The 23,639-nt window shown below is 60.3% G+C and carries 20 protein-coding genes; 7 read left to right on the top strand and 13 right to left on the bottom strand.

From position 1 onward, the window contains the following. Positions 1-4 precede the first annotated feature (4 nt). From IB246_RS07475 to IB246_RS07465, 3 genes are all read right to left on the bottom strand, one after another. Positions 5-1,255 (bottom strand): sarcosine oxidase subunit beta, encoded by a 1,251-nt coding sequence (locus IB246_RS07475; protein ID WP_007947735.1) that lies wholly within the window; start codon positions 1,253-1,255, stop codon positions 5-7. A gap of 23 nt (positions 1,256-1,278) precedes the next feature. Then, entirely contained in the window at positions 1,279-2,532 is a 1,254-nt protein-coding gene (gene glyA / locus IB246_RS07470) for a serine hydroxymethyltransferase (RefSeq protein ID WP_008035038.1), read from the bottom strand. Positions 2,533-2,815: 283 nt separating this feature from the next. Continuing rightward, the gene (locus IB246_RS07465; protein WP_032832900.1) at positions 2,816-3,526 is read right to left on the bottom strand and encodes a TraX family protein; all 711 of its coding nucleotides are present in this window, start codon (positions 3,524-3,526) and stop codon (positions 2,816-2,818) included. A gap of 133 nt (positions 3,527-3,659) precedes the next feature. Here IB246_RS07465 and IB246_RS07460 point away from each other — a divergent pair, with 133 nt between their 5' ends. Both IB246_RS07460 and IB246_RS07455 read left to right on the top strand, forming a co-directional pair. Then, a complete protein-coding gene (locus IB246_RS07460) occupies positions 3,660-4,700 on the top strand; it encodes a low specificity L-threonine aldolase (RefSeq protein ID WP_008035042.1) in 1,041 nt (346 codons plus the stop codon). Between the two features lie 380 nt (positions 4,701-5,080). Continuing rightward, positions 5,081-5,905, top strand: coding sequence for an SDR family oxidoreductase (locus tag IB246_RS07455; protein ID WP_008044832.1), 825 nt, complete (start codon positions 5,081-5,083; stop codon positions 5,903-5,905). 126 nt (positions 5,906-6,031) lie between these two features. Here the strand turns inward: IB246_RS07455 and gbcB are convergent, their stop codons facing one another. Then, entirely contained in the window at positions 6,032-7,132 is a 1,101-nt protein-coding gene (gene gbcB, locus IB246_RS07450) for a glycine-betaine demethylase subunit GbcB (protein WP_008033237.1), read from the bottom strand. Positions 7,133-7,413: 281 nt separating this feature from the next. Here gbcB and gbcA point away from each other — a divergent pair, with 281 nt between their 5' ends. Next, complete coding sequence (gene gbcA, locus IB246_RS07445) at positions 7,414-8,709, top strand: glycine-betaine demethylase subunit GbcA (protein WP_008044830.1); 1,296 nt, start codon at positions 7,414-7,416, stop codon at positions 8,707-8,709. A 771-nt stretch (positions 8,710-9,480) separates the two neighbouring features. On the opposite strand, the gene IB246_RS07440 is transcribed toward gbcA, so the two are convergent. From IB246_RS07440 to IB246_RS07405, 8 genes are all read right to left on the bottom strand, one after another. After that, complete coding sequence (locus tag IB246_RS07440) at positions 9,481-10,644, bottom strand: retropepsin-like aspartic protease (RefSeq protein WP_008044828.1); 1,164 nt, start codon at positions 10,642-10,644, stop codon at positions 9,481-9,483. 79 nt (positions 10,645-10,723) lie between these two features. After that, entirely contained in the window at positions 10,724-11,290 is a 567-nt protein-coding gene (locus tag IB246_RS07435; protein ID WP_008044826.1) for a GNAT family N-acetyltransferase, read from the bottom strand. Positions 11,291-11,414: 124 nt separating this feature from the next. Beyond that, positions 11,415-12,185: an electron transfer flavoprotein subunit beta gene (locus IB246_RS07430; RefSeq protein ID WP_008044824.1), complete on the bottom strand. Its 771-nt coding sequence runs from the start codon at positions 12,183-12,185 to the stop codon at positions 11,415-11,417. 15 nt (positions 12,186-12,200) lie between these two features. Further along, positions 12,201-13,421 (bottom strand): electron transfer flavoprotein subunit alpha/FixB family protein, encoded by a 1,221-nt coding sequence (locus IB246_RS07425; RefSeq protein ID WP_008044814.1) that lies wholly within the window; start codon positions 13,419-13,421, stop codon positions 12,201-12,203. Continuing rightward, positions 13,421-15,370, bottom strand: a complete 1,950-nt coding sequence (gene dgcB, locus IB246_RS07420; RefSeq protein WP_008033245.1) for a dimethylglycine demethylation protein DgcB — start codon at positions 15,368-15,370, stop codon at positions 13,421-13,423. The genes IB246_RS07425 and dgcB overlap by 1 nt, the downstream gene beginning before the upstream one ends. Positions 15,371-15,543: 173 nt before the next feature. Continuing rightward, positions 15,544-17,604, bottom strand: coding sequence for a dimethylglycine demethylation protein DgcA (gene dgcA / locus IB246_RS07415; protein ID WP_008033247.1), 2,061 nt, complete (start codon positions 17,602-17,604; stop codon positions 15,544-15,546). 15 nt (positions 17,605-17,619) lie between these two features. Next, complete coding sequence (locus IB246_RS07410) at positions 17,620-18,150, bottom strand: DUF5943 domain-containing protein (RefSeq protein WP_008033249.1); 531 nt, start codon at positions 18,148-18,150, stop codon at positions 17,620-17,622. 78 nt (positions 18,151-18,228) lie between these two features. Then, positions 18,229-19,206, bottom strand: coding sequence for a dipeptidase (locus tag IB246_RS07405; protein ID WP_008033250.1), 978 nt, complete (start codon positions 19,204-19,206; stop codon positions 18,229-18,231). 234 nt (positions 19,207-19,440) lie between these two features. Between IB246_RS07405 and IB246_RS07400 the strand changes: the two genes are divergently transcribed. Both IB246_RS07400 and IB246_RS07395 read left to right on the top strand, forming a co-directional pair. Further along, entirely contained in the window at positions 19,441-19,842 is a 402-nt protein-coding gene (locus tag IB246_RS07400) for a lysozyme inhibitor LprI family protein (RefSeq protein WP_008044811.1), read from the top strand. A gap of 80 nt (positions 19,843-19,922) precedes the next feature. After that, complete coding sequence (locus IB246_RS07395; RefSeq protein ID WP_008044810.1) at positions 19,923-20,339, top strand: DUF3010 family protein; 417 nt, start codon at positions 19,923-19,925, stop codon at positions 20,337-20,339. Between the two features lie 131 nt (positions 20,340-20,470). Here IB246_RS07395 and IB246_RS07390 read toward each other — a convergent pair whose 3' ends face one another. Further along, the gene (locus IB246_RS07390) at positions 20,471-21,418 is read right to left on the bottom strand and encodes a GlxA family transcriptional regulator (protein WP_008033255.1); all 948 of its coding nucleotides are present in this window, start codon (positions 21,416-21,418) and stop codon (positions 20,471-20,473) included. Between the two features lie 194 nt (positions 21,419-21,612). Between IB246_RS07390 and IB246_RS07385 the strand changes: the two genes are divergently transcribed. Continuing rightward, entirely contained in the window at positions 21,613-22,557 is a 945-nt protein-coding gene (locus IB246_RS07385) for a choline ABC transporter substrate-binding protein (RefSeq protein WP_008033257.1), read from the top strand. Between the two features lie 89 nt (positions 22,558-22,646). After that, positions 22,647-23,534 carry a 3-keto-5-aminohexanoate cleavage protein gene (locus IB246_RS07380; RefSeq protein ID WP_008033258.1) on the top strand — a complete coding sequence of 296 codons (888 nt, stop codon included), beginning with the start codon at positions 22,647-22,649 and terminating at the stop codon, positions 23,532-23,534. The last annotated feature ends 105 nt before the right edge of the window (positions 23,535-23,639 follow it).

Below are 23,639 nucleotides of genomic sequence, written 5' to 3'. Positions count from 1 at the left end.
CCTGTTAGTGGGCAACCGCAGCAGCGCCGTGTTCATCGATCAACGCACCGTTGTGGAAACGGTCGATGGAGAAAGGTGCGGCCAATGGGTGCATTTCACCCTTGGCCAGGCTCGCGGCAAACACGTTGCCCGAGCCAGGTGTTGCCTTGAAGCCACCGGTGCCCCAACCGCAGTTGAAGAACATGTTCGGGACCGGGGTTTTCGAGATGATCGGGCAGGCATCCGGCGTGGTGTCGACGATGCCGCCCCACTGGCGGTTCATGCGTACGCGGGACAACACCGGGAACATCTCGACGATGGCCTGGATGGTGTGCTCGATCACCGGGTACGAACCACGCTGGCCGTAGCCGTTGTAGCCGTCGATACCGGCACCGATCACCAGGTCGCCCTTGTCGGACTGGCTGATGTAACCGTGTACGGCGTTGGACATGATCACGCTGTCGATAATCGGCTTGATCGGCTCGGACACCAACGCTTGCAGCGGGTGGGATTCGATCGGCAGACGGAAACCGGCGAGTTTGGCCATGTGCCCGGAGTTACCGGCCGTGACCACGCCGACGCGCTTGGCACCGATGAAGCCCTTGTTGGTTTCAACGCCGATGCACACACCGTTTTCCTTGCGGAAACCGATCACTTCGGTCTGCTGGATCAGGTCCACGCCGAGTGCGTCGGCGGCACGGGCAAAGCCCCATGCCACGGCATCGTGACGGGCGACGCCGCCGCGACGCTGGACGGTAGCGCCCATCACCGGGTAGCGAGTGTTCTTGGAGCAGTCGAGGTACGGAATCTCGTCCGCTACTTGCTTGGCATCGAGCAGCTCGCCGTCCACGCCGTTGAGGCGGTTGGCGCTGACCCGACGCTCGGAATCACGAATGTCCTGCAGGGTGTGGCACAGGTTGTAGACGCCGCGCTGGGAGAACATCACGTTGTAGTTCAGGTCCTGGGACAGGCCTTCCCACAGTTTCATCGCGTGTTCGTACAGGTGCGCCGACTCGTCCCACAGGTAGTTGGAGCGAACGATGGTGGTGTTGCGCGCGGTGTTACCGCCGCCCAGCCAGCCTTTTTCGACCACGGCCACGTTGGTGATGCCGTGTTCCTTGGCCAGGTAGTAAGCCGTGGCGAGACCATGCCCGCCACCGCCGACGATGACCACGTCGTAGACCTTTTTAGGGGTCGGCGTGCGCCACATTTTCTGCCAGTTTTCATGATGGCTGAGGGAGTGTTTGAAGAGGCCGAAGCCCGAGTAGCGTTGCATAGTCATTTACTCCAAAACCGCGCTCAGCGATAAACCGGGAAGTCCGCGCACAGGGCCGACACTTGCTGCGCGACGTTCGCTTCGACATCGGCGTCGCCGAGGTTGTCGAGGATGTCGCAGATCCAGCCGGCCAGCGTGACGCACTGGGTCACCTTGAAGCCGCGCGTAGTCACCGCAGGGGTGCCGATGCGCAGGCCGGAAGTGACGAACGGCGACTGTGGATCGTTCGGGACAGCGTTCTTGTTCACAGTGATGTGGGCGCGACCGAGTGCTGCATCCGCCTCTTTGCCGGTGAGGCCCTGACGAATCAGGCTGACCAGGAACAGGTGGTTATCGGTGCCGCCGGACACTACATCGTAGCCGCGTTTGATAAATACGCCGGCCATGGCCTGGGCGTTATCGATCACTTGTTGCTGGTAAGCCTTGAAACCTGGCTCCAGCGCTTCCTTGAAGCACACCGCTTTACCGGCGATCACGTGCATCAGCGGGCCGCCCTGGGCACCCGGGAACACTGCAGCGTTGAGCTTCTTCTCGATTTCTTCGTTGGCCTTGGCCAGGATCAGGCCGCCACGCGGACCGCGCAGGGTCTTGTGGGTGGTGGTGGTCACCACGTCGGCGTACGGCAGCGGGTTCGGGTACAGACCGGCAGCGACCAGACCGGCAACGTGGGCCATGTCGACGAACAGCAGCGCACCGACCTTGTCGGCGATCTGACGGAAGCGCGGGAAGTCGAGGGTCTTGGAGTAAGCCGAGAAACCGGCAACGATCATTTTCGGCTTGCACTCGACGGCCAGGCGCTCGACTTCGTCGTAGTCGATCAGACCGGTCTTGGTGTCGATGCCGTACTGCACGGCGTTGTACAGCTTGCCCGAGGACGAAACCTTGGCGCCGTGGGTCAGGTGACCGCCGTGGGCCAGGCTCATGCCCAGAATGGTGTCGCCGGCTTGCAGCAGGGCCAGGTAAACGGCGCTGTTGGCCGAAGAACCGGAGTGCGGCTGCACGTTGGCGTAATCGGCGCCGAACAGTTGCTTGGCGCGTTCGATGGCCAGCGCTTCAACCTTGTCGACGTGCTCGCAGCCACCGTAGTAGCGCTTGCCCGGATAGCCTTCGGCGTATTTGTTGGTCAGGCCGCTGCCCTGCGCTTCCATGACGCGTTTGCTGGTGTAGTTTTCGGACGCGATCAGCTCGATGTGATCTTCCTGGCGTTGCTCCTCGGCATTCATCGCCGCCAGCAGTGCATCGTCGTAACCTTTGATCTGGTCTTGCTTGCTGAACATCGCGTCTCTCCCAGCGGCATCTGTGCGCCATTCGTCTCGGTAAGGCACGGCGTTTCGGCAGTGCCCTTTGATAGCGATGGTATGACCGGCGCAGACAGGTCAAATGCCTACGGACGCCACGCAAAGGTGCGTTTACGACATAGACCGAAATGGCTGAACGAACACGATCCTTGAACCAGTAGAGATCCCTGTGGGAGTGAGCCTGCTCGCGATAGCGGCCTTACATTCAACATTGATGTCGACTGACCCGCCGCCATCGCGAGCAGGCTCGCTCCTACAGGGGTTAGGTGACGATTTGACGGACGAGTAGCAGCAGCAGGAAATGCAGCGGATAAAGGGCATACGCCCAACGCCGCATCGGTGGTGGCGTTATTTGTCGCGTATGTCGCAACAGGAACATTCCCAACAGCGGTGCGACCAAGCAAGTGGCAATGCCGAGGATCGCCGCACTGTTACCCAACCGGGCTGAGTAATACAGCACCTCCCACTGATTGGCAGCCAGACAGATCAACCCCGGCAACAGACTGAAATACCAGGGCCGCTTGATCACCAGCAACATCGCCAGCGGCAACAACACACCAAAAACGCCGAACATCAGGTATTCCGTGAACACCGCTGCCAGCAATAAGGCAGCAACCGCAAGCAGGCGCGATGACAGCGTCTTTTGTTGCCAGCCACGCGCGACCAACAGCCCAAGCGCCAGCGTAGGCAGCACGTTCAAGGTGTCGGGATCGGGGATGAACATCCTGTAAGGGATTTCGCTGATAGCACTAAACAGAATCAACCAGCCCAGATACCGCCATTGATGTGTGACTTGTCGTGAACGCGACAGGTTCGCCGCCATTGCCAGACAAAACCACGGAAACGCCAGTCGTCCGGGCACATACAGCAGATCGAGGGAATAACCGATATATCGCAGGTGATCGAGCACCATGCTCAGCAGCGCCAGCCACTTGAGCAGATCCAGTGCCCCATCCCGTTGAGTCATGTGCATAATCGCCCGTCGTCTTTGTATTTTTCTGTCAGACGCATCCTGTGTGCTCGCCGGATGATCTTCGGTAAAGTGCGCACCATCATTGACCACGAGACGCTTCACCATAAGCGTCCCGACCACGGAAAGCAGGGCCATGACCGATAAGAGCCAACAATTCGCCAGCGACAACTATTCCGGTATCTGCCCTGAAGCCTGGGCGGCGATGGAACAGGCCAACCACGGCCACCAGCGCGCCTACGGCGACGATGAATGGACCGCTCGCGCGTCCGATGATTTCCGCAAACTGTTCGAAACCGACTGCGAAGTGTTCTTCGCCTTCAACGGCACCGCCGCCAACTCCCTGGCCCTGTCGTCGTTGTGCCAGAGTTACCACAGCGTGATCTGCTCGGAAACCGCCCACGTCGAAACCGACGAATGCGGCGCGCCGGAATTCTTTTCCAACGGCTCCAAGCTGCTGGTCGCCCGCACCGAGAACGGCAAGCTGACCCCGGAATCGATCCGCGAAGTGGCCCTCAAGCGCCAGGACATTCACTACCCGAAACCGCGCGTCGTGACCCTGACCCAGGCCACCGAAGTCGGCAGCGTCTACACCCCGGAAGAAATCCGCGCCATCAGCGCAACCTGCAAAGAACTCGGCCTGAACCTGCACATGGACGGCGCGCGCTTCTCCAACGCCTGCGCGTTCCTCGGCTGCACACCGGCCGACCTGACCTGGAAGGCTGGTGTTGATGTGCTGTGCTTCGGCGGCACGAAAAACGGCATGGCAGTGGGTGAGGCGATTCTGTTCTTCAACCACAAACTGGCCGAAGACTTCGACTACCGCTGCAAGCAGGCCGGGCAACTGGCCTCGAAAATGCGCTTCCTCTCGGCGCCGTGGGTCGGGATCCTGGAAAACGATGCCTGGCTCAAATACGCCCGCCACGCCAACCATTGCGCGCAACTGCTGGCGGAACTGGTCAGCGATATCCAGGGCGTGGAACTGATGTTCCCGGTGCAGGCCAACGGCGTGTTCCTGCAACTCTCGGAACCGGCCATCGCCGCACTGACCGCCAAGGGCTGGCGCTTCTACACCTTCATCGGCAACGGCGGCGCCCGCTTCATGTGCTCCTGGGACACCGAGGAAGAACGCGTACGTGAATTGGCAGCGGATATTCGCGAAGTGATGTCCCGCTAACAACACAAACCCTGTAGGAGCCAGCTTGCTGGCGATCCAGACGACGCGGTATGCCTGACACACCGCCATCGCCGGCAAGCCGGCTCCTACAAATCCCCGCCCTACCTCCCATCCCGCGTACGACACAAACCCTGTAGGAGCCGGCTTGCTGGCGATCCAGACGACGCGGTATGCCTGACACACCGCCATCGCCGGCAAGCCGGCTCCTACAAATTCCCGCCCTGCCTCCCATTCTGCGTACGACGAAAAACCTGTAGGAGCCGGCTTGCTGGCGATCCAGACGACGCGGTGTGCCTGACACACCGCCATCGCCAGCAAGATGCACCACGCATGTTGGTCTACATTGAAGCGCTCAGATAACAATAATCAGGAGCGCACGCATGTCCCTTCAAGGCAAAACCCTGTTCATCACCGGCGCCAGCCGCGGGATTGGTCGTGAGATCGCGCTGCGGGCCGCGCGCGATGGGGCCAACATCGTGATTGCAGCCAAAAGTGCCGAGCCGCACGCCAAATTGCCGGGCACGATTTTCAGTGTCGCAAAGGAAGTCGAAGCCGCCGGCGGCAAGGCGCTGGCGCTGCAGGTAGACGTTCGAGATGAAGTCGCGGTGCGTGAGGCACTGGCCCAGGCCAACGAGCATTTCGGCGGCATCGATGCGCTGGTCAACAACGCCGGCGCGATCAAGCTGACCGGGGTTCAGCACATCGAGCTCAAGCGCTTTGACCTGATGCACCAGATCAACACCCGCGCCGTATTGCTGTGCAGCCAGGCAGCCCTGCCTTACCTGAAGAAAAGCAGCGGTCATATCCTCAACCTGTCACCACCACTGAACCTGGCAACCAAATGGTTCGCCCAATACAGCCCGTACACCGTGACCAAATACGGCATGAGCATGCTCACGTTGGGAATGAGCGAGGAATTCAAGAATTACGGGATCAGTGTCAACTCGCTGTGGCCGCAGACGATGATCGCCACCGCCGCCATCGAATTTCAATTGGGCTCACGCGAGTCGTTCAAACATGCGCGCACACCGGAAATCATGGCGGATGCCGCTCACGTTATCTTGAGCAGCACCGGACGCAGCCTGACCGGGCGGTTGTTGATTGATGAGGAGCTTTTGCGAGAAAACGGAGTAACCGAATTCGATCATTACCGCTTTGAGCCCGGCACCAACGACAAGCTGATGCCAGACCTATTCGTCGACTGAGATATCCACAACCTTGTAGGAGCTGTCGAGTGAAACGAGGCGGCGATCTTTTGACTTCAAAGATCAAGGTCAAAAGATCGCCGCCTCGTTTCACTCGACAGCTCCTACAGGTTTATCGTGCGACCATCAATACTCGATGCGAACGTCGCCCTTCGGCACGCTGCAGCACGACAGGATGAACCCTTCGGCTTCGTCCTCCTCGGTGATCCCGCCGTTGTGGTCCATCTCCACTTCGCCGCCAAGCTTGAGCACCTTGCAGGTGCCGCAAATGCCCATGCCGCAAGCTTTCGGAATCATCAGGCCGACCTTGGCGGCCGCCGCATGCACGGTCTCGCCCGGTGCCACGCGGATGCTCTTGCCCGAGGCGGTGAATTCCACCTCATGCAAATCAGCCGCATCGATTTCCGGCGCCTCAGCGGCCTGCTCGGCATTCTCCACGGCATCGGCGATCGCCTCTGGCGGCGTGGCGCCGAACGATTCCTCGTGGTAGTGCTTCATATTGAAGCCGGCGTTTTCCAGCAGGCGCTTGACCGCGTTCATGTAAGGCGTCGGGCCGCAGCAGAACACTTCGCGCTCAAGGAAGTCCGGGACCATCAGTTCCAGCATCTTGTGGTTCAGATAACCGCGATATCCGGCCCATGGCTCACCGAAACCATGTTTTTCACAGATCAGGTGCAGGCTGAAATTTTCGATCCGCGCGGCCATGTGTTCCAGCTCGCGGTGATAAATGATGTCTTTCGGCGAGCGGGCGCTGTGGATAAACGCCATGTCGACATTGCCGTTGGTATCGAAGAACCAGCGGGCCATGGACATGCACGGCGTGATGCCCACGCCGCCACTGAGGTACAGCACTTTCGGGTTCGGGAAGTCGATCGCGTTAAACAGCCCGACCGGGCCGTGCACCGCCAGCTCATAGCCTTCATGCAGGGTGTCGTGCAGCCAGTTCGAAACCTTGCCGCCCGGCACGCGCTTGATCGTGACCGAAAAGCTGTACGGCACCGAGGGCGAACTGGAAATGGTGTACGAACGCATGATCTGCTGGCCATCGATTTCCAGCTCCAGGGTGACGAACTGCCCCGGCTTGAAGAAGAACATGATCGGCTGGTCGGCCATAAAGCAGAAGGTGCGCACATCCCAGGTTTCCTGGATGACTTTGACGCAACGGACGATGTGTCGGCCATTGGCCCAGGTCTGGGTGGTTACCGGATTCAGGAAGCTGTTGGACATGCTGTTCTCCACCGCCGATGGTCGGCCTTATGTTGACGATTCTGCGTATAGCGCAGACCACCCATTTACCTATCTGCGACATTCACATACTTATCGCGACCAGCCCCCAACTGCCGGGGGTTACGCGTCGGGAACAGATTGGGCCATGTCGCCCATGGATAAGGTTCCGGGCAACGCCGGCCCCACACTCGCCCCATACCAAGACATAACCTTTACACCTTGCGTAGCAACCCTGATCAGCCACTTTCGCGGCCACGCAGATGGCCTTGAGGATATACACGATGGACGTCACCGCAAAAATCAGCCTGGGCGATCCGCTGGAACCCGCACGCAAGGCCACCGCGCAGATGCTGCAAGAGCGCGAGCGCACCTTCTCGCTGCCGCAGCCGTTTTACTCTGACGAGCGGCTGTTTGATATCGACATGCAGGAGATCTTCCAGAAAGAGTGGTTGATCGCCGGCATGACCTGCGAAATCCCGACCAAGGGCAACTACCTGACCCTGCAAGTCGGCAAGAACCCGATCATCGTGATTCGCGGCGCCGAAGGCGTGGTTCACGCCTTCCACAACGTCTGCCGTCACCGCGGTTCGCGGCTGTGCACCAGTGAAAAAGGCAAAGTCGCCAAGCTGGTCTGCCACTACCACCAGTGGACCTACGAGCTGGACGGTCGCCTGCTGTTCGCCGGCACCGAGATGGGCGCCGATTTCGACATGAAGCAGTACGGCCTCAAACCGGTGAACGTGAAGACCGCCGGCGGCTATATCTTCATCAGCCTGTCGGAGAATCCGCCGGCCATCGATGACTTCCTGTCGACGCTGAACCATTACATGGAACCGTACGACATGGAAAACACCAAGGTGGCGGTGCAAACCACCTTGATGGAAAAGGCCAACTGGAAACTGGTGCTGGAAAACAACCGCGAGTGCTACCACTGCAACGCGTCGCACCCGGAACTGCTGAAAACCCTGCTGGAATGGGACGACGTCACCGACCCGCGCGCCGACCAGGCGTTCAAGGACCACGTCGCCGCTTCCGCCGCTGCCTGGGAAGCCGAGAAGATTCCTTACGCCCACGCCAGCTTCGGCCTGCGTAACCGCATCGTGCGCATGCCGCTGCTCAAAGGCACCGTGTCGATGACCATGGACGGCAAACAGGGTTGCGCCAAACTCATGGGCCGCATCAAGAACCCGGACCTGGGCTCGATGCGCATCCTGCACCTGCCGCACTCGTGGAACCACTGCATGGGCGACCACATCATCGTCTTCACCGTGTGGCCGATCAGCGCGCAGGAAACCATGGTCACCACCAAGTGGATCGTGCACAAGGATGCCGTCGAAGGCGTCGACTACGACGTGGAGCGCATGCGCCAGGTCTGGGATGCCACCAACGACCAGGACCGTCGCCTGGCTGAAGAAAACCAGCGCGGCATCAACTCCTCGGCTTACCAGCCAGGGCCTTACTCCAAGACCTATGAGTTTGGTGTGGTGAACTTTGTGGATTGGTACAGCGAGCGTCTGCTGAACAACCTCGGCGCTGAGCCTGCGCCTTACCTCAAAGGGGTTCCGGTTCAGGGTTAAAGATCAAAAGCATCGCGAGCAGGCTCGCTCCCACAGGGGATCTTTGGCGCACCGAAGATCAAATGTAGGAGCAAGCTTGCTCGCGATGGCGCCATCCCTCGCAACACATCCCCTTCTGACTCTCCGCGACATTAGAACTGTACGAAATATGATCTATTGCGTTCAGCGCTATGCCGTTCGTGGCTTCCAGCCTTCCGCAAACAAGTTATCCACACCTCCACCCACAGCTAATGGGGACAAGTGTGCGCCCCCCCCTAACTTTCTCCACAGAAACCGAAGAAAATCCGTGACTTATCCAGAAGCAGGGTTTTGAACAGCGATTGGTTGTTTTTTAACCTAACACCTGAAAGCCACGCAGTACGTGGCCTGTAGCGGATGGCGAACACCTTATCCACAGAAGCGCCAACAGACTTTGGGGGCAACTTCGCCGCCTCTGTGGAAAACCGCCGAAAGCCGCGATAAATCAGGGTTTGCGCGAGGCTCGCCCCTCCAAACCGGAAAATTGATCACTTTTTAATCATGCAGCTAACAGGCCCGGTTTATATGGCCTGTAGCGGACAGCGAACATCTTATCCACAGAAGCGCCAACAGAGTTTGGGGGCAAGTATTGGCGAACGAACAGACTTATCCTCTGGAAAAAGGGCGAAAAAACCGCAACTTAGGCTGGTTGTTTTTTGTACGAAGGCTTGCAGGGCTTGATTCGTATGGCGTGCAGCGATGGGCGAACACGTTATCCACAGAAGCGCTAACAGGGATTGTGGGTAACCGTGATCAAACCCTGTTGAAACAGGACAAGCCCGAAGCAATATCCAGATTCAACTCGTAATCATTGAATGCACGCCATCCGAGCAAAATCGACGGCACGTACTGCCCAAGCAGCATCGACGGCGGGATCGTAAAGTCCGGGTAGTACTTGTAGGCGATCAGACGGGTACGCCCGGACAAGCTCAACTCGCCCTTGAAGATTTGGTGGTGCGGCTTATCGATGACATGAACAGGTGAAGCGCCGGGCGAGGCGGATGTCAGGTAATCCACATTGCCGGTGTCGATAATCGCCACGGTCGCACGCCGATCCAGCCGCGCAGCAAGGGTCAATCGTTGATTGATGTCGATACGGACGAAGGTGACTGGCGAATCACATCGTGTGGGCGCCGCAGCGTTGATCTCCAGCGCCTTCTTCGTAATGTTCAATCGTCCCAGCTTACCGATCAGGTCGAGCCCCAATAAGTTATCCCGGTCACTGACAAACACCAGGACGTTCCTGAACTCGCTTGCACCGATCTTCAGGGACTCAAGGATTCCGAGTTTGGCCGCCAGGTCTCGCTCGCCGTAGAAAGTGCTGTAGCCGTAATCAGAGTCGGTCAGCAGCTTGATGCCCATCTGTTTCGCGGTTTCGCTGTTGACCCGGGTTTGCGGGGCGCCCGTATCAAGAATGAACCGCGCCGAAACACCGTTGGCGGCTTTGACATCGAGGTACGGCAGCACCTCATTCGTCACGTGGCCATCGTCTGGGGAAGGATGAATCGGCAGCACTTCGCGTCGCGGTGATCTTGTCAGCGAGAAATCGGCGACCTGCCGCAAGGTCGCGATCGATTCGCTGCCGAACATGGAGAACAACTGTTGGAGTTCAGGGTCATTGGCGATGGCTTGAGCATGGCGCCGCTTGATTGCCAGGTAGTAGTCGGGCAGCTGGTTGGCGGCCTTGGTCTCGAACATTCTGGCGAGAACGGTGACTGAACAATTGAGGTTTTTATCAGGCGCCAACACCTGATCGCAGTGTTGCTTCATTTGCGCCAGGGAGGCATGCCGCCCCTGCGCAGAGTCGGTCCATTGATAGAAATCCGGATCGCCCTGGCGGGTTTCAGCGGCCGCAGCCATCACAACCAGCATCACGCTACAGATCAGACATGTCTCACGCCGACTGACCGTGTTCATCGGCAACCCATTCCTGAAAACGAGTTTTATGAATCAGCGCTGCTGCCGCCTCGGGCCGCTCATTAAGAAATGTAGCTCACTAGGGCCACTGCATGAGGTAAGCGTCGCCGGTCACCCGAATCATCGGGTGTGGCGTGATCTGGCAGGTATCGACGATGCGGAAACCATGCCGCTCATAGAAACGACGGGCGCCGGTGTTGACGGCGTAGTCGATCAGGCTCAAGCCCTTGAGCCCCAACTGGCGGGCGCGTTCGTGAGCGTGGGCGAGGAACTGCTTGCCAAGGCCCTGGTTGCGCCAGCCTTCATGCAGCGCGAGGCTGGAGATGTAGAGCGTGTCGGGGATTTCCATGTCGGCATACGGCGCCAGCACCGGGTCGGTGGTGGGCTCGGCCAGCGGATCGTGGCGCATCACGTAGCTGTGCATCATGCCGATGACGTGGCCGTCGGCCTCGGCGATGAGGCAGTTCTGGTAGGAGAAATCCACGTCGTCACGGGCGTAACGCAGGGCGCCGACGTCCAACAGATCCTGGCCGGGTTCGGCGAGTTGGCTCCAGATGTAATCCGAAGCGCCCTCTGAGGAAATCTGGAACAAACGGGCAATCTCCCGCGCATCCGCGCGCAGGGCCGAACGAAATTTGACGGTCATTAAACTTTCCCCCTGTGGGAGCGAGCCTGCTCGCGATAGCGGTGTATCAGCTGAATAGATGTCAACTGATACACCACCATCGCGAGCAGGCTCACTCCTACATTAGTTCTGTGCAGATTCGCGGTTAGCGGACCACGCCTTCTTCGATCAGCAATTTGAGAATCGCTTCGGCACCCGCTTGCGCCGTGACGCCTTTGAGCACCTGCCCGCCGCCGCCACTGGCCTTGGCTGTCGCCGCTTTCATCCGGTCCGCGCCGCTTTTGGCCTTGATCACCTTCAAGCGTTTAGGCCGAGGCTTGGCCGGTTGCAGCGTCGATACGGCCAGCAACTCATCATCGATCACTTCGACTTCATCCGCCTGCAACACACCACGCCGGGCCGGGCCGTACGCGCTCTGACGAGGCTTCGGCGCCGCGTTATCCACAGTCGCCAGGAACGGCAGCCGCACCTTCAAACGACGGCGCTGACCACGGGGCAACGCTTGAAGGACAAGCGCCGAACTGCCATCGATGGATTCAACCTGAGCCAGCCCGACCACCAGCGGCCAGCCGAGGTTTTCCGCCAGCAGGAACGGCAGCATGCCCGAGCCTTCGCCGGTTTCTGCCTGGCTGCCAGTCAGCACGACTTGTGCTCCGGCATCGCGCAAATAGGCGGTCAACGCCGGCAAGGCATCGGCACCGGATGGTTGCTCCAGTACGTGCAGCTGTTCCAGGCCCATGCCCAGATAGGCGCGCAGCGCTGGCTCCGCGACGTCGCCGGCATGCAGCACTTGCAGGTTATCCCCAGCCAGTTGCAGACCCAGTTCCACAGCCCGCGCATCCTGCTCCGCGCGACGTGGCCGGCCGGAGGTCGGGTGGGCGCCGATGGACACCAGGCTGATGATTTTCGTGCTCATAACCCTTTCCTTCCCTTAAGCCGCATCGCGCTTGGCGTCGTCGCGATAAGCCGCTATCGCATCGATCAAGGCTTGAAGAATCTCGGCGCTCTCGCCGATCACCGACAGGTCGGCCCGTTTGATCATGTCGCAACCTGGGTCGAGGTTGATCGCCACCACCTTGTCGCAGGCACCGATGCCTTGCAGGTGCTGGATCGCCCCGGAAATCCCCACCGCCACGTAGACCCGCGCAGTGACCCACGTGCCGGACGCGCCGACCTGACGGTCACGGGCCATGAAGCCATCGTCCACCGCCACACGGGATGCGCCTTCGGTGGCGCCGAGCGCTTCGGCAGTCCTGTGGAAAAGTCCCCAGTCCTTGACGCCGTTGCCGCCGGAGAAGATGAACTCGGCTTCGGCCATCGGAATGGCTGCCGGGTCCACGGCCACAGCGCCCAGATCCTCGATCCGCGACAAGCTGCGCGCCACGGTTGTGGATAACTCCACCGGCAAGGCTTCATGACGGGTTTCGCTGACCGGCTCGGCGCATTCGGCGGCGGCCAGAATCAAGCGTGCGACGGGACGTGCAAGGTCTTGCAACCCGGCACCAGCGCGGCCGATGCATTCCTGATCCTTGACCTGCCAGACCCGCGTGGCCGGGCGTTCGCCCAGTGCAGCGGCAAAGCGCCGACCGAGTTCGCCGCCACCGCTGCGGCTGTCCGGCAGCAGCCAGTGACGCGGGCTGAACTGGTTATCCACAGCCCGCAGGCCCTGGACACGTTGCTCCGGTGCATAACCGCTGAATTCGTCGCCTTCGAGCACCAGCAAGCGATCGACGCCGGCGGTGGCAAAGGCGTTTTCCTTGTGTTCGCCGAAGACCACGGCCAACACCGCGCCGTCCTTGCCGGCCAGCTGATGCGCCAGGCCGAGCAAATCCTTGTCGTGGCTGCTCAAGCGGCCGCCAACCATGTCCGGCACCACGCTGATGTAAAACGCAGGTGCTGGCACTTGATGCAGCGGCAATTGCACTTCAACAGCCGCCGAGCGTTTGGTCGCCCCGCCCTGCTGCGCGCCGCTGCGGTCGATCCGCTTGATGCCATTGGGACCGATAAAACCGATGCCATGCGGGTTCTTGCGAATGATGCCGTTCGGCCCCATCCAGCTGTGTTGCGCCGGCTGCATGGCCGCGTGCAGCGGGTGCAGACGGTTACGGGCAATCCATTCGGCGCGGGGGTCGCGGCGGATAATGTCGCTCATCAGTGGGCCTCCGCAGGTTCACGTTGGGCCGGTGTGGACGGTTTGCTTGGCGCTGCGTCTTCAAGCAGTGCGTCCGCCACCAGCTCGGCGATGTCCTTGATCAACGGCCGTGGTTCGACCACGCCTTCGAGCATCGCGGTGCATTGTGGACAACCCACGGCCACCAGTTCGGCGCCGGTTTCGCGGATGTCTTCCATGCGCATGTCGGGGATCCGCTGCTTGCCCGGAATGTCAGTGATCGGCGCGCCGCCACCGCCGCCGCAGCAGCGTGAACGGAAACCGGAGCGTTGCATCTCTTTCACTTCAATCCCGAGGGCGCGCAGCACTTCTCGCGGCGCCTCGTATTCGCCGTTATAGCGACCGAGGTAGCACGGGTCGTGATAGGTCACGCTGCTGCCTTTGTGCTGGCCGAGATTGAGCGCGCCGGCGTCGATGATTTCGGCCATGTAGGTGCTGTGGTGCTGCACCAGGTAGTTGCCGTCGAAGGCGCCGTATTCGTTTTTCAGCACGTGGAAGCTGTGCGGGTCGCAGGTGACGATGCGGTTGAAGCTGTACTTGGCCAGGGTCTGGATGTTGCGCTTGGCCAACAACTGGAACGTCGCTTCGTCGCCCAGACGTCGGGCTACGTCACCGCTGTCGCGTTCTTCGAGGCCGAGTACCGCGAAGTCGACCTTGGCCGCTTTCAGCACTTTGACGAAGGCACGCAGGGTGCGCTGGTTGCGCATGTCGAAGGCGCCGTCGCCGACCCAGAACAACACGTCGGTGGATTTCTTCTCGCTGAGCAGATTGAGGTTCAAATCCGCTGCCCAGTTCATCCGGCCACCCGGTGCGAAACCGCCAGGGTTGTCGGTGGCAATCAGGTTTTCCAGGACTTCGGCGCCCTTGTTCGGGGTCGCGCCTTTTTCCAGGGTCAGATGGCGACGCATGTCGACGATGGCATCGACGTGCTCGATCATCATCGGACATTCCTCGACGCAGGCACGGCAGGTGGTGCAGGACCACAGGGTTTCGGCGTCCACCAGACCGTTGACGATCGGTTGATGCGGGTTGCCCGCGTGTTCGCCGATGGCTTTGCCCGGATAGGGGCTGCCGGCGAACTTGGCATCGGTGCCGCCGGCAAGGCCGACGACCATGTCCTGAATCAGCTTTTTCGGGTTCAGCGGCTGGCCGGCGGCGAACGCCGGGCACGCGGCTTCACACTTACCGCATTGCACACAGGCGTCGAAACCGAGCAGTTGGTTCCAGGTGAAATCCTTGGGTTTTTCCACGCCCAGCGGTGCGTTTGGATCGTTCAGGTCGAGCGGTTTCAAACCGGTGGAACGACCGCCGCCAAAACGTTCTGCGCGACGGTGCCACGCCAGGTGCAGCGCACCGGCGAAGGCGTGCTTCATCGGCCCGCCCCAGGTCATGCCGAAGAACAACTCGCTGACGCCCCACAGCACGCCGATGCCGAGGATCGCTGCCACCACCCAACCGCCAAAATTCTCCGGAAGGATGCCGGCGACCGGCAGAGTCAACAGGAAGAAGCTCGCCGAGAACGCCAACAAGCTTTTCGGCAGGCGCATCCACGGCCCTTTGGACAGGCGAGCCGGCGGGTTGCGACGACGTAGGTACACAAAGATCGCACCGACGAACATCACCACTGTCATCAACAACAGCGCGTAACCGAGGATGCGGTTATGCAGGCCGAAACCGTGCACCAGAATCGCCAGCACGATGGACGCCACCGCACCACCGGCCGTGGCCACGTGGGTGTTGGCGATGTATTTGTCCCGCGCGACGACGTGGTGCAAATCGACCATGTAGCGCTTGGGCATGGCGAAAAGGCCACCGATCAGGTCGACCTTGGAGGCTCGGCCCCGGCGCCACATGGCCACCCGCCGCAACGCGCCGAGGACAGCAAGGCCCAGGGCAGCGAACAACAGGATTGGAAGAAGGGTGTTCAACATGGTGGAGCTCCCAAAGACCGCAGGGTCTTGCAGGCCAAACTACCTGGATGCCTTGCCCGATTCCTGTAGGAGCGAGGCTTGCCCGCGAATGCGATGGGTCAGCCGACAACAATGTTGAATGTCAGGACGCCTTCGCGGGCAAGCCTCGCTCCTACAGGGTTATCCACAAGCTCTTAGAAATCCTTGCACAGCCGCAGCGCGTCGTAGATCGCCGCGTGCACGTTACGCTGGGCCACGCAGTCGCCGATGCGGAACAGCAGGTAGCCGTCACCGCTCTGCTCAAGGCATGGCTGCGGCTTGATCGCGAACAAGGCTTCGACGTCGATCTGGCCTTTGTTACGCGAACCGTCCTTCAGCGCGTAGTAGATTTCTTCGTCCGGGCGCACGCCGTTTTCCACGACCACCTGGTCGACCACCCGCTCCTCTTTGGCGCCGGTGTATTCGTTTTCCAGCACCGCCACCAGCTTGTCGCCTTCGCGGTAGACCTTCTCCAGCATCATGTCCCCGGTCATGATCACTTCTTTCGGGTACATGCTGCGGTAGTAAGTCGGGAACGACGTGCCGCCAATCGCGACCCCGGGCTTGATGTCGTCGGTGACGATCTCGACCTGGCTGCCCTTGTCGGCGAGGAAGTCGGCGGTCGACATCCCGGTGAACTCGCAAATCGTGTCGTAGACCAGCACGTTCTTGCCCGGCGCAACCTTGCCGTCGAGCACGTCCCAGCTGCTGACCACCAGGCCTTCAGCCGCGCCCCAGTGTTCGTTCTGCTCAAGGAACGGATGGCCGCCGACAGCCAGCACCACCACATCCGGACGCAGGTCCATGATGGTCGGTGCATCAGCCGCAGTGCCCAGGCGCAGGTCTACTTTCAACCGTGCCAGTTCCAGCTGATACCAGCGGGTGATACCGGCGATCTGGTCACGCTGCGGCGCTTTCGACGCCGTGGTGATCTGCCCGCCGATGAATTCCTTTTTCTCGAACAGGGTCACGTCGTGGCCACGTTCGGCGGCCACTCGGGCGGCTTCCATCCCGGCAGGACCGGCACCGACCACCACCACCTTGCGTTTCACGCCGGTGGTTTTTTCGATGATGTGCGGCAGGCCCATGTATTCACGGGAGGTCGCCGCGTTCTGGATGCACAACACATCCAGGCCTTGATACTGACGGTCGATGCAGTAGTTCGCGCCGACGCATTGTTTGATCTGGTCGATCTGGCCCATCTTGATCTTGGCGATCAGGTGCGGGTCGGCGATGTGCGCGCGAGTCATGCCGACCATGTCGACGTAACCGCCTTCCAGAATACGGGTCGCCTGGTTCGGGTCCTTGATGTTCTGTGCGTGCAGCACCGGAACCTTGACCACTTCCTTGATGCCGGCCGCCAGGTGCAGGAACGGCTCCGGCGGATAACTCATGTTCGGAATCACGTTGGCCAGGGTGTTGTGGGTGTCGCAACCCGAACCCACGACGCCGAGGAAATCGAGCATGCCGGTGTCGTCGTAATACTTGGCAATCTGCTTCATGTCCTCGTGGGACAGGCCGTCCGGGTGGAATTCGTCACCGCAGATACGCATGCCCACGCAGAAATCATCACCGACTTCGGCGCGCACGGCTTTCAACACTTCCAGACCGAATTTCATGCGGCCTTCGAAGCTGCCGCCCCATTCGTCGGTACGTTTGTTGACCCGCGGGCTCCAGAACTGGTCGATCATGTGCTGGTGCACGGCCGACAGTTCAACGCCGTCCAGGCCACCGGCCTTGGCACGACGGGCCGCTTGGGCGTAGTTGCCGATCACCCGCCAGATCTCTTCCGGCTCGATGGTTTTGCAGGTGGCGCGGTGCACCGGTTCACGGATACCGGACGGCGACATCAGCGTCGGCCAGTTGAAACCGTCCCAGCGCGAGCGCCGGCCCATGTGGGTAATCTGAATCATGATCTTGGCGCCGTGCTTGTGCATGGCGTCGGCCAGATTCTGAAAGTGCGGAATAATGCGGTCGGTGGACAGGTTCACCGAACTCCACCACTCCTGCGGGCTGTCGATAGCCACCACGGACGAACCGCCGCAAATCGCCAGGCCGATCCCGCCCTTGGCTTTCTCTTCGTAATACTTGACGTACCGATCGGTGGTCATGCCGCCGTCGGTCGCGTAGACCTCGGCATGCGCGGTGCTGAGCACGCGGTTACGGATGGTCAGTTTGCCGATCTGGATCGGCTGGAACATTGCTTCGAAAGCCATGGCGGGTTCCTCGACTTACAACGGCTTGACGGTGAACAAACCGTCGTCGTGGCCTTCTTCGGAGCCACCGTAGACTTGTTCGGCAACGGTGCGAATCTTGCTGCCGCGGGCTTGCAGAATCTGGTCCATGGCACCGGCAAACCAGCCAGTGAACATGTAGTCGACCTTGCGCCCGACCTTGCCGTACACGTAGACGAAAGCGGAGTGTTCAAGCTTGACGCTGGCGGTGCCTTTGTCGAGGTCGATGTCCTGGATCTTGAACAGGCCCCAGCCGCGTTGCGACAGGCGCTTCATGTAGTGCTCGAACACCGCGACGCCTTCCAGGCCGTGGCATTCAGCTTCTTTTTCACACCAGTGCCAGGCGGACTTGTAGCCGGCCTTGTAGAGAATTTCGGCGTAGGCGTCGGCGCCCAGCACTTCCTCGATGCCCATGTGGTTGTTGACGAAGAAATGACGCGGTACGTACAGCATCGGCAGGGCGTCGGAGGTCCAGACACCGGTTTCGCTGTCGACTTCGATAGGCAATTGCGGGGCGATCTTGGCCATGGAAACTTAACTCCAGAAAAATTTTGGTGTTGCCCCCGGCACGGATGGCCGGGGGAAAGAATTCAGAGGTGCGGCGGCTTATTCGCCCCAGACATCTTTCAAGACGTTGACCCAGTTCTCGCCCATGATCTTGCGGACCACGCGCTCGGAATGGCCGCGCTTGAGCAGGGTTTCAGTCAGGTTCGGGAACTCGCCGACGGTGCGGATGCCCAGCGGGTTGATGATCTTGCCGAAGCTGGTCAGACGGCGGGCGTAGCCCTTGTCATGGGTCAGGTATTCGAAGAAGTCCTGGCCATGGCCCTGGGTGAAGTCGGTGCCGATGCCGATGGCGTCTTCGCCGACGATGTTCATGGTGTATTCGATGGCTTCGGCGTAGTCGTCGATGGTCGAATCGATACCCTTGGCGAGGAACGGCGCGAACATGGTCACGCCGACGAAACCGCCATGGTCGGCGATGAACTTCAGTTCTTCATCGGATTTGTTGCGCGGGTGAATTTTCAGACCCGACGGCAGGCAATGGGAGTAGCAGACCGGTTTCTTCGATTCGAGGATAACTTCTTCGGAAGTCTTGGAACCGACGTGGGACAGGTCGCACATGACCCCGACGCGGTTCATCTCGGCAACGATTTCGCGACCGAAGCCCGACAGGCCGCCATCACGCTCGTAGCAACCGGTGCCGACCAGGTTCTGGGTGTTGTAGCACATCTGCACGATACCGACGCCGAGCTGCTTGAACACCTCGACATAGCCGATCTGGTCTTCGAAGGCGTGAGCATTCTGGAAGCCGAACAGGATGCCGGTCTTGCCCTGCTCCTTGGCTTTACGGATGTCGGCGGTGGTGCGAACCGGAATCACCAGGTCGCTGTTCTCGCGGATCAGCTTCTGGCTGGCGGCGATGTTGTTGACGGTGGCCTGAAAGCCCTCCCACACCGACACGGTGCAGTTGGCCGCGGTCAGACCGCCCTTGCGCATGTCTTCAAACAGCTCGCGGTTCCACTTGGCAATAATCAGCCCGTCGATAACGATGCTGTCGGCGTGCAATTCGGCTGGGCTCATCAGGCTGTCCCCTATTAGCGATTCATGCGCCGAATCGTGTGCCGGCGCTTTGGGGCCAGCATATGCCTGAGTACCGGTGCAGCCGGGTGCAAAAACGACAGGGGGTTTGCCGAAAGCGTCAATCTGCGACAAAGGGTCGTCGTTGAACGTCGCGGGCCACCTGTTCAAGGACTTGCGCATGGGCCAGAATTCGGCGCATTACGGAATTTGGGCCAAAAAAGGGGCTGAGGCGCAATGAAATCGATCTTACTGGCAATGGCACTGATAGCGACCGGCGTACAGGCGGCTGAAGAGTCCGACATCAACCCCTGCGATGCGGTCGAAAACGAAGTCCAGACCCTGGAATGCTCGGTCTACAGCCGAACCACCGCCGAAGACCTGCTCAAAGACAACTACCAGAGCCTGACCGAGCGCATGCAAACGCTCTACGGCAAGAACCCGACACAACTGGCCGACATCAACGCCAAACTCAAGACCGCCCAGCAGCAATGGCTGAAGACCCGGGATGCGGATTGCACAGTTGAAGCGTTTCCGGCGACCAGCGGCAGCAAGGCATTCACCATTGCGCAGAACGATTGCGTGGCGCGGATGAGTGATGAGCGGTCGGAGTTTTTGGAGTCGATTGGGCAGGAGTGATTAAGAGCTGAGCTTATTGTTTCTACACCCTGCCAACGCGAGCGGTAAGCTGCACACCATAATTTGGTAGAGGGATTCAAATGAAAATCTGCGGCATCGAAATCAAAGGCAGCGAAGCGATCATCGCCGTGGCCTCCCTCGACGATCAGGTACTGAGCCACGTCGCGCTGAACACCAAGAAAATCGCCCTCGACGATGACGACGAAGCCGCCAACGTCAAAGTCTTTGCCGCTCAGGTCGCATCGTTTGTCCGTGAGAATTCAATCGACCGGATCGCGATCAAGAAGCGCAGCAAGAAAGGCGAATTCGCCGGCGGGCCGACCACGTTCAAGATCGAGGGCGTTTTTCAGTTGCTGGAGAATTGCGAGGTAATCCTGCTGTCACCGCAGACGATCAATGCGCAGAACAAGAAGTTTGATTTTGAGCTGCCGGCGACGCTGAACAAGTATCAGCATGAGGCTTACAAAGCCGCCTGTTCGGCACTGATGAAAAAGTAAACGCGACACGACCTGTAGGAGCGAGGCTTGCCCGCGAAGGCGGAGTGTCAAACGACGGTGATTTCGATTGAGGCGGCCTCTTCGCGGGCAAGCCTCGCTCCTACAGGATTCGGTTTTTTCCGTTGGTAGTTTCAGGCCTTTTGGGTTTGTCGCCGGTCTTCTCGTGGACACCGCTCAAACTTCGCCCGATAACTGCGGGTGAAATACGACGGCGACTCAAACCCGCACGCAATACTCACTTCCAGCACGCTCATATCGGTCTGCCGCAGCAACTGACGCGCCTTCTCCAGCCTTAACCGCAGGTAGAAATTGCTCGGTGTGTCGTTCAGGTGCAACCGAAACAATCGCTCCAACTGCCGCCGTGTCACCTTGATCGACTCCGCCAGCTCCAGCGTGGTCAGCGGCGGTTCGCTGTGTTGTTCCATCTCGCCGATCACGTGAACGAGCTTCTTGTTGCTGATGCCATAGCGCGTGGCGACTTCCATGCGCTGGTGGTCTTTGCGCGGGCGGATGCGGCCGAGTACGAATTGTTCGCTGACCTGGATCGCCAGTTCCGGGCCGTGGGCCTGGGCGATGAGGTCGAGCATCAGGTCGATGGAGGCGGTGCCACCGGCGGAGGTGATGCGCCGACGGTCGATCTCGAACAGTTCCTGAGTGACGCTGAGCTGTGGATAAGATTCCTTGAACGCGTCGATGGCTTCCCAGTGCAGGGTTAGGCGATGGCCGTCGAGCAGGCCGGCTTCGGCGAGGACGAAGCTGCCGGTGTCGATGGCGCCGAGGGTCACGCCTTCGTTGTCCAGTCGGCGCAGCCAGTGCTCCAGCGCCGGGGTCGCAAATTTCAGCGGTTCAAAACCGGCGACCACCAACAACGTCGCGCCTTTCTTCAGCGGTTCCAGCGCAGCATCAGCGTTGACCGACATGCCGTTACTGGCCAGCACCGCCCCGCCATCCGCGCTCAGCACGTGCCAGCGATACAGCTCGCCGCGAAAGCGATTGGCGACCCGCAGCGGCTCGATGGCCGAGATGAAACCGATGGCCGAGAAACCCGGCATCAACATGAAGTAGAAATCCTGGGACATGGAGCGCACTCGATTCGCGGGTAGCGTGTGCTGTTGATACGCCACTTGCGAGCGGCATTCAAGTGGACAGGTCGCTGCAGTGCAAGAGCTGGTCGCCGCAGTGCGTTTTCACCGGGCTTTAGCTGCGTAACTTGGCATCACCGGCGCACAAAGACGACCGGACCCACAATAACGAACTGCCGAGGAAACCTGAGATGAAACGACTGATCAGCAGCTGTGTTCTTGCACTCAGCGGTACCGCTTTCCTGAGCGCCAGCGTCATGGCCGCCGAACCTGCATCGTGCCAGAACGTACGCATGGGCGTCGTGAACTGGACCGACGTGATCGCCACCAGCGCCATGACCCAGGTCTTGCTCGACGGCCTCGGCTACAACACCAAACAAACCAGCGCCTCCCAGCAAATCATTTTCGCCGGGATCCGCGACCAGCGCCTGGACCTGTTCCTGGGCTACTGGAACCCGTTGATGACTCAAACCATCACGCCGTTCGTCGATGGCAAGCAGGTCAAAGTGCTTGAGGCGCCCAGCCTGAAAGACGCCCGCGCCACCCTCGCGGTTCCGACTTACCTCGCCGACAAGGGCCTGAAAACCTTCGCCGACATCGCCAAATTCGAGAAAGAGCTGGGCGGCAAGATCTACGGCATCGAGCCAGGCTCGGGCGCCAACACGCAGATCAAAGAGATGATCGCCAAGAACCAGTTCGGTCTCGGCAAATTCCAGCTGGTCGAGTCCAGCGAAGCCGGAATGCTGTCGGCGGTGACCCGGGCGACCAAACGCAACGAAGCCATCGTGTTCTTCGGCTGGGCGCCGCACCCGATGAACGTCAACGTGAAGATGACTTACCTCACCGGCAGCGACGACGCCCTGGGCCCGAACGAAGGCATGGCGACTGTCTGGACCGTCACTTCGCCGACCTACGCCGAGCAATGCCCGAACATCGGCCGCTTACTGAGCAACCTGACCTACACCGCCGAAGACGAGAGCCGGATGATGCAGCCGCTGCTGGATCACAAGGACGCCTTCGAATCGGCCAAGCAATGGCTGAAAGATCACCCGCAAGACAAGCAGCGCTGGCTGGAAGGTGTAACCACTTTCGATGGCAAACCAGCGGCTGAAAACCTGCAACTCACCAGCAAGTAACTCTTCAGCAAACAGACCCAAACCGAACCACCGATTCGCAGCCCGACCGGGCTGCGAACGGGACCACCACGCCTGCAAGGAACCACCTCATGAACCACGACGTCATCATCACCTGCGCACTTACCGGTGCTGGCGACACGACCAGCAAAAGCCCACACGTGCCGGTCACCCCGAAACAAATCGCCGCTGCCGCCGTGGAAGCCGCCAAGGCCGGCGCCACCGTGGTCCACTGCCATGTTCGCAACCCCCAAACCGGCAAATTCAGCCGTGACGTGGCGCTGTACCGCGAAGTCATGGAGCGCATCCGCGAAGCTGACGTCGACATCATCGTCAACCTCACCGCCGGCATGGGCGGCGACCTGGAAATCGGCGCGGGCGAGAACCCGATGGAATTCGGCCCGAACACCGATCTGGTCGGCCCGCTGACCCGTCTGGCCCACGTCGAAGAACTGCTGCCGGAAATCTGCACCCTCGATTGCGGCACCCTGAACTTCGGCGACGGCGACACCATTTACGTCTCCACCCCGGCGCAGCTGCGTGCAGGCGCCAAACGCATTCAAGAGCTGGGCGTCAAAGCCGAGCTGGAAATTTTCGACACCGGTCACCTGTGGTTCGCCAAACAGATGATCAAGGAAGGCCTGCTCGACGACCCGCTGTTCCAGCTATGCCTGGGCATCCCTTGGGGCGCACCGGCGGACACCACCACCATGAAAGCCATGGTCGACAACCTGCCGGCAAACGCCGTGTGGGCCGGGTTCGGCATCGGTCGCATGCAAATGCCGATGGCCGCGCAAGCGGTGCTGCTGGGCGGCAACGTGCGGGTCGGCCTGGAAGACAACATCTGGCTGGACAAGGGCGTGTTGGCGACCAATGGCCAACTGGTCGAACGCGCCTCGGAAATCCTCAGCCGCCTCGGCGCCCGGGTTCTGACACCGGCTGAGGGCCGGGCAAAAATGGGCCTGACCAAGCGCGGTTAAGCCCCACACAAAACCTGTAGGAGCGAGGCTTGCCCGCGAAGAGGCCGGTACACCCGCCACACTGTCTGCGGCTGAGACACCGTCTTCGCGAGCAAGCTTCGCTCC

Origin of the sequence: Pseudomonas sp. PDM01, assembly GCF_014852325.1 — a bacterium.
GTDB lineage: Bacteria > Pseudomonadota > Gammaproteobacteria > Pseudomonadales > Pseudomonadaceae > Aquipseudomonas > Aquipseudomonas migulae.
This window is presented reverse-complemented; position numbering and strand designations above follow the sequence as displayed.

Excerpts from the sequence above, each read along its gene's own strand:
- IB246_RS07475 (WP_007947735.1), bottom strand. The coding sequence starts at position 1,255 with ATGCAACGCTACTCGGGCTTCGGCCTCTTCAAACACTCCCTCAGCCAT.
- glyA (WP_008035038.1), bottom strand. The coding sequence starts at position 2,532 with ATGTTCAGCAAGCAAGACCAGATCAAAGGTTACGACGATGCACTGCTG.
- IB246_RS07465 (WP_032832900.1), bottom strand. The coding sequence starts at position 3,526 with ATGCACATGACTCAACGGGATGGGGCACTGGATCTGCTCAAGTGGCTG.
- IB246_RS07460 (WP_008035042.1), top strand. The coding sequence starts at position 3,660 with ATGACCGATAAGAGCCAACAATTCGCCAGCGACAACTATTCCGGTATC.
- IB246_RS07455 (WP_008044832.1), top strand. The coding sequence starts at position 5,081 with ATGTCCCTTCAAGGCAAAACCCTGTTCATCACCGGCGCCAGCCGCGGG.
- gbcB (WP_008033237.1), bottom strand. The coding sequence starts at position 7,132 with ATGTCCAACAGCTTCCTGAATCCGGTAACCACCCAGACCTGGGCCAAT.
- gbcA (WP_008044830.1), top strand. The coding sequence starts at position 7,414 with ATGGACGTCACCGCAAAAATCAGCCTGGGCGATCCGCTGGAACCCGCA.
- IB246_RS07440 (WP_008044828.1), bottom strand. The coding sequence starts at position 10,644 with ATGAACACGGTCAGTCGGCGTGAGACATGTCTGATCTGTAGCGTGATG.
- IB246_RS07435 (WP_008044826.1), bottom strand. The coding sequence starts at position 11,290 with ATGACCGTCAAATTTCGTTCGGCCCTGCGCGCGGATGCGCGGGAGATT.
- IB246_RS07430 (WP_008044824.1), bottom strand. The coding sequence starts at position 12,185 with ATGAGCACGAAAATCATCAGCCTGGTGTCCATCGGCGCCCACCCGACC.
- IB246_RS07425 (WP_008044814.1), bottom strand. The coding sequence starts at position 13,421 with ATGAGCGACATTATCCGCCGCGACCCCCGCGCCGAATGGATTGCCCGT.
- dgcB (WP_008033245.1), bottom strand. The coding sequence starts at position 15,370 with ATGTTGAACACCCTTCTTCCAATCCTGTTGTTCGCTGCCCTGGGCCTT.
- dgcA (WP_008033247.1), bottom strand. The coding sequence starts at position 17,604 with ATGGCTTTCGAAGCAATGTTCCAGCCGATCCAGATCGGCAAACTGACC.
- IB246_RS07410 (WP_008033249.1), bottom strand. The coding sequence starts at position 18,150 with ATGGCCAAGATCGCCCCGCAATTGCCTATCGAAGTCGACAGCGAAACC.
- IB246_RS07405 (WP_008033250.1), bottom strand. The coding sequence starts at position 19,206 with ATGAGCCCAGCCGAATTGCACGCCGACAGCATCGTTATCGACGGGCTG.
- IB246_RS07400 (WP_008044811.1), top strand. The coding sequence starts at position 19,441 with ATGAAATCGATCTTACTGGCAATGGCACTGATAGCGACCGGCGTACAG.
- IB246_RS07395 (WP_008044810.1), top strand. The coding sequence starts at position 19,923 with ATGAAAATCTGCGGCATCGAAATCAAAGGCAGCGAAGCGATCATCGCC.
- IB246_RS07390 (WP_008033255.1), bottom strand. The coding sequence starts at position 21,418 with ATGTCCCAGGATTTCTACTTCATGTTGATGCCGGGTTTCTCGGCCATC.
- IB246_RS07385 (WP_008033257.1), top strand. The coding sequence starts at position 21,613 with ATGAAACGACTGATCAGCAGCTGTGTTCTTGCACTCAGCGGTACCGCT.
- IB246_RS07380 (WP_008033258.1), top strand. The coding sequence starts at position 22,647 with ATGAACCACGACGTCATCATCACCTGCGCACTTACCGGTGCTGGCGAC.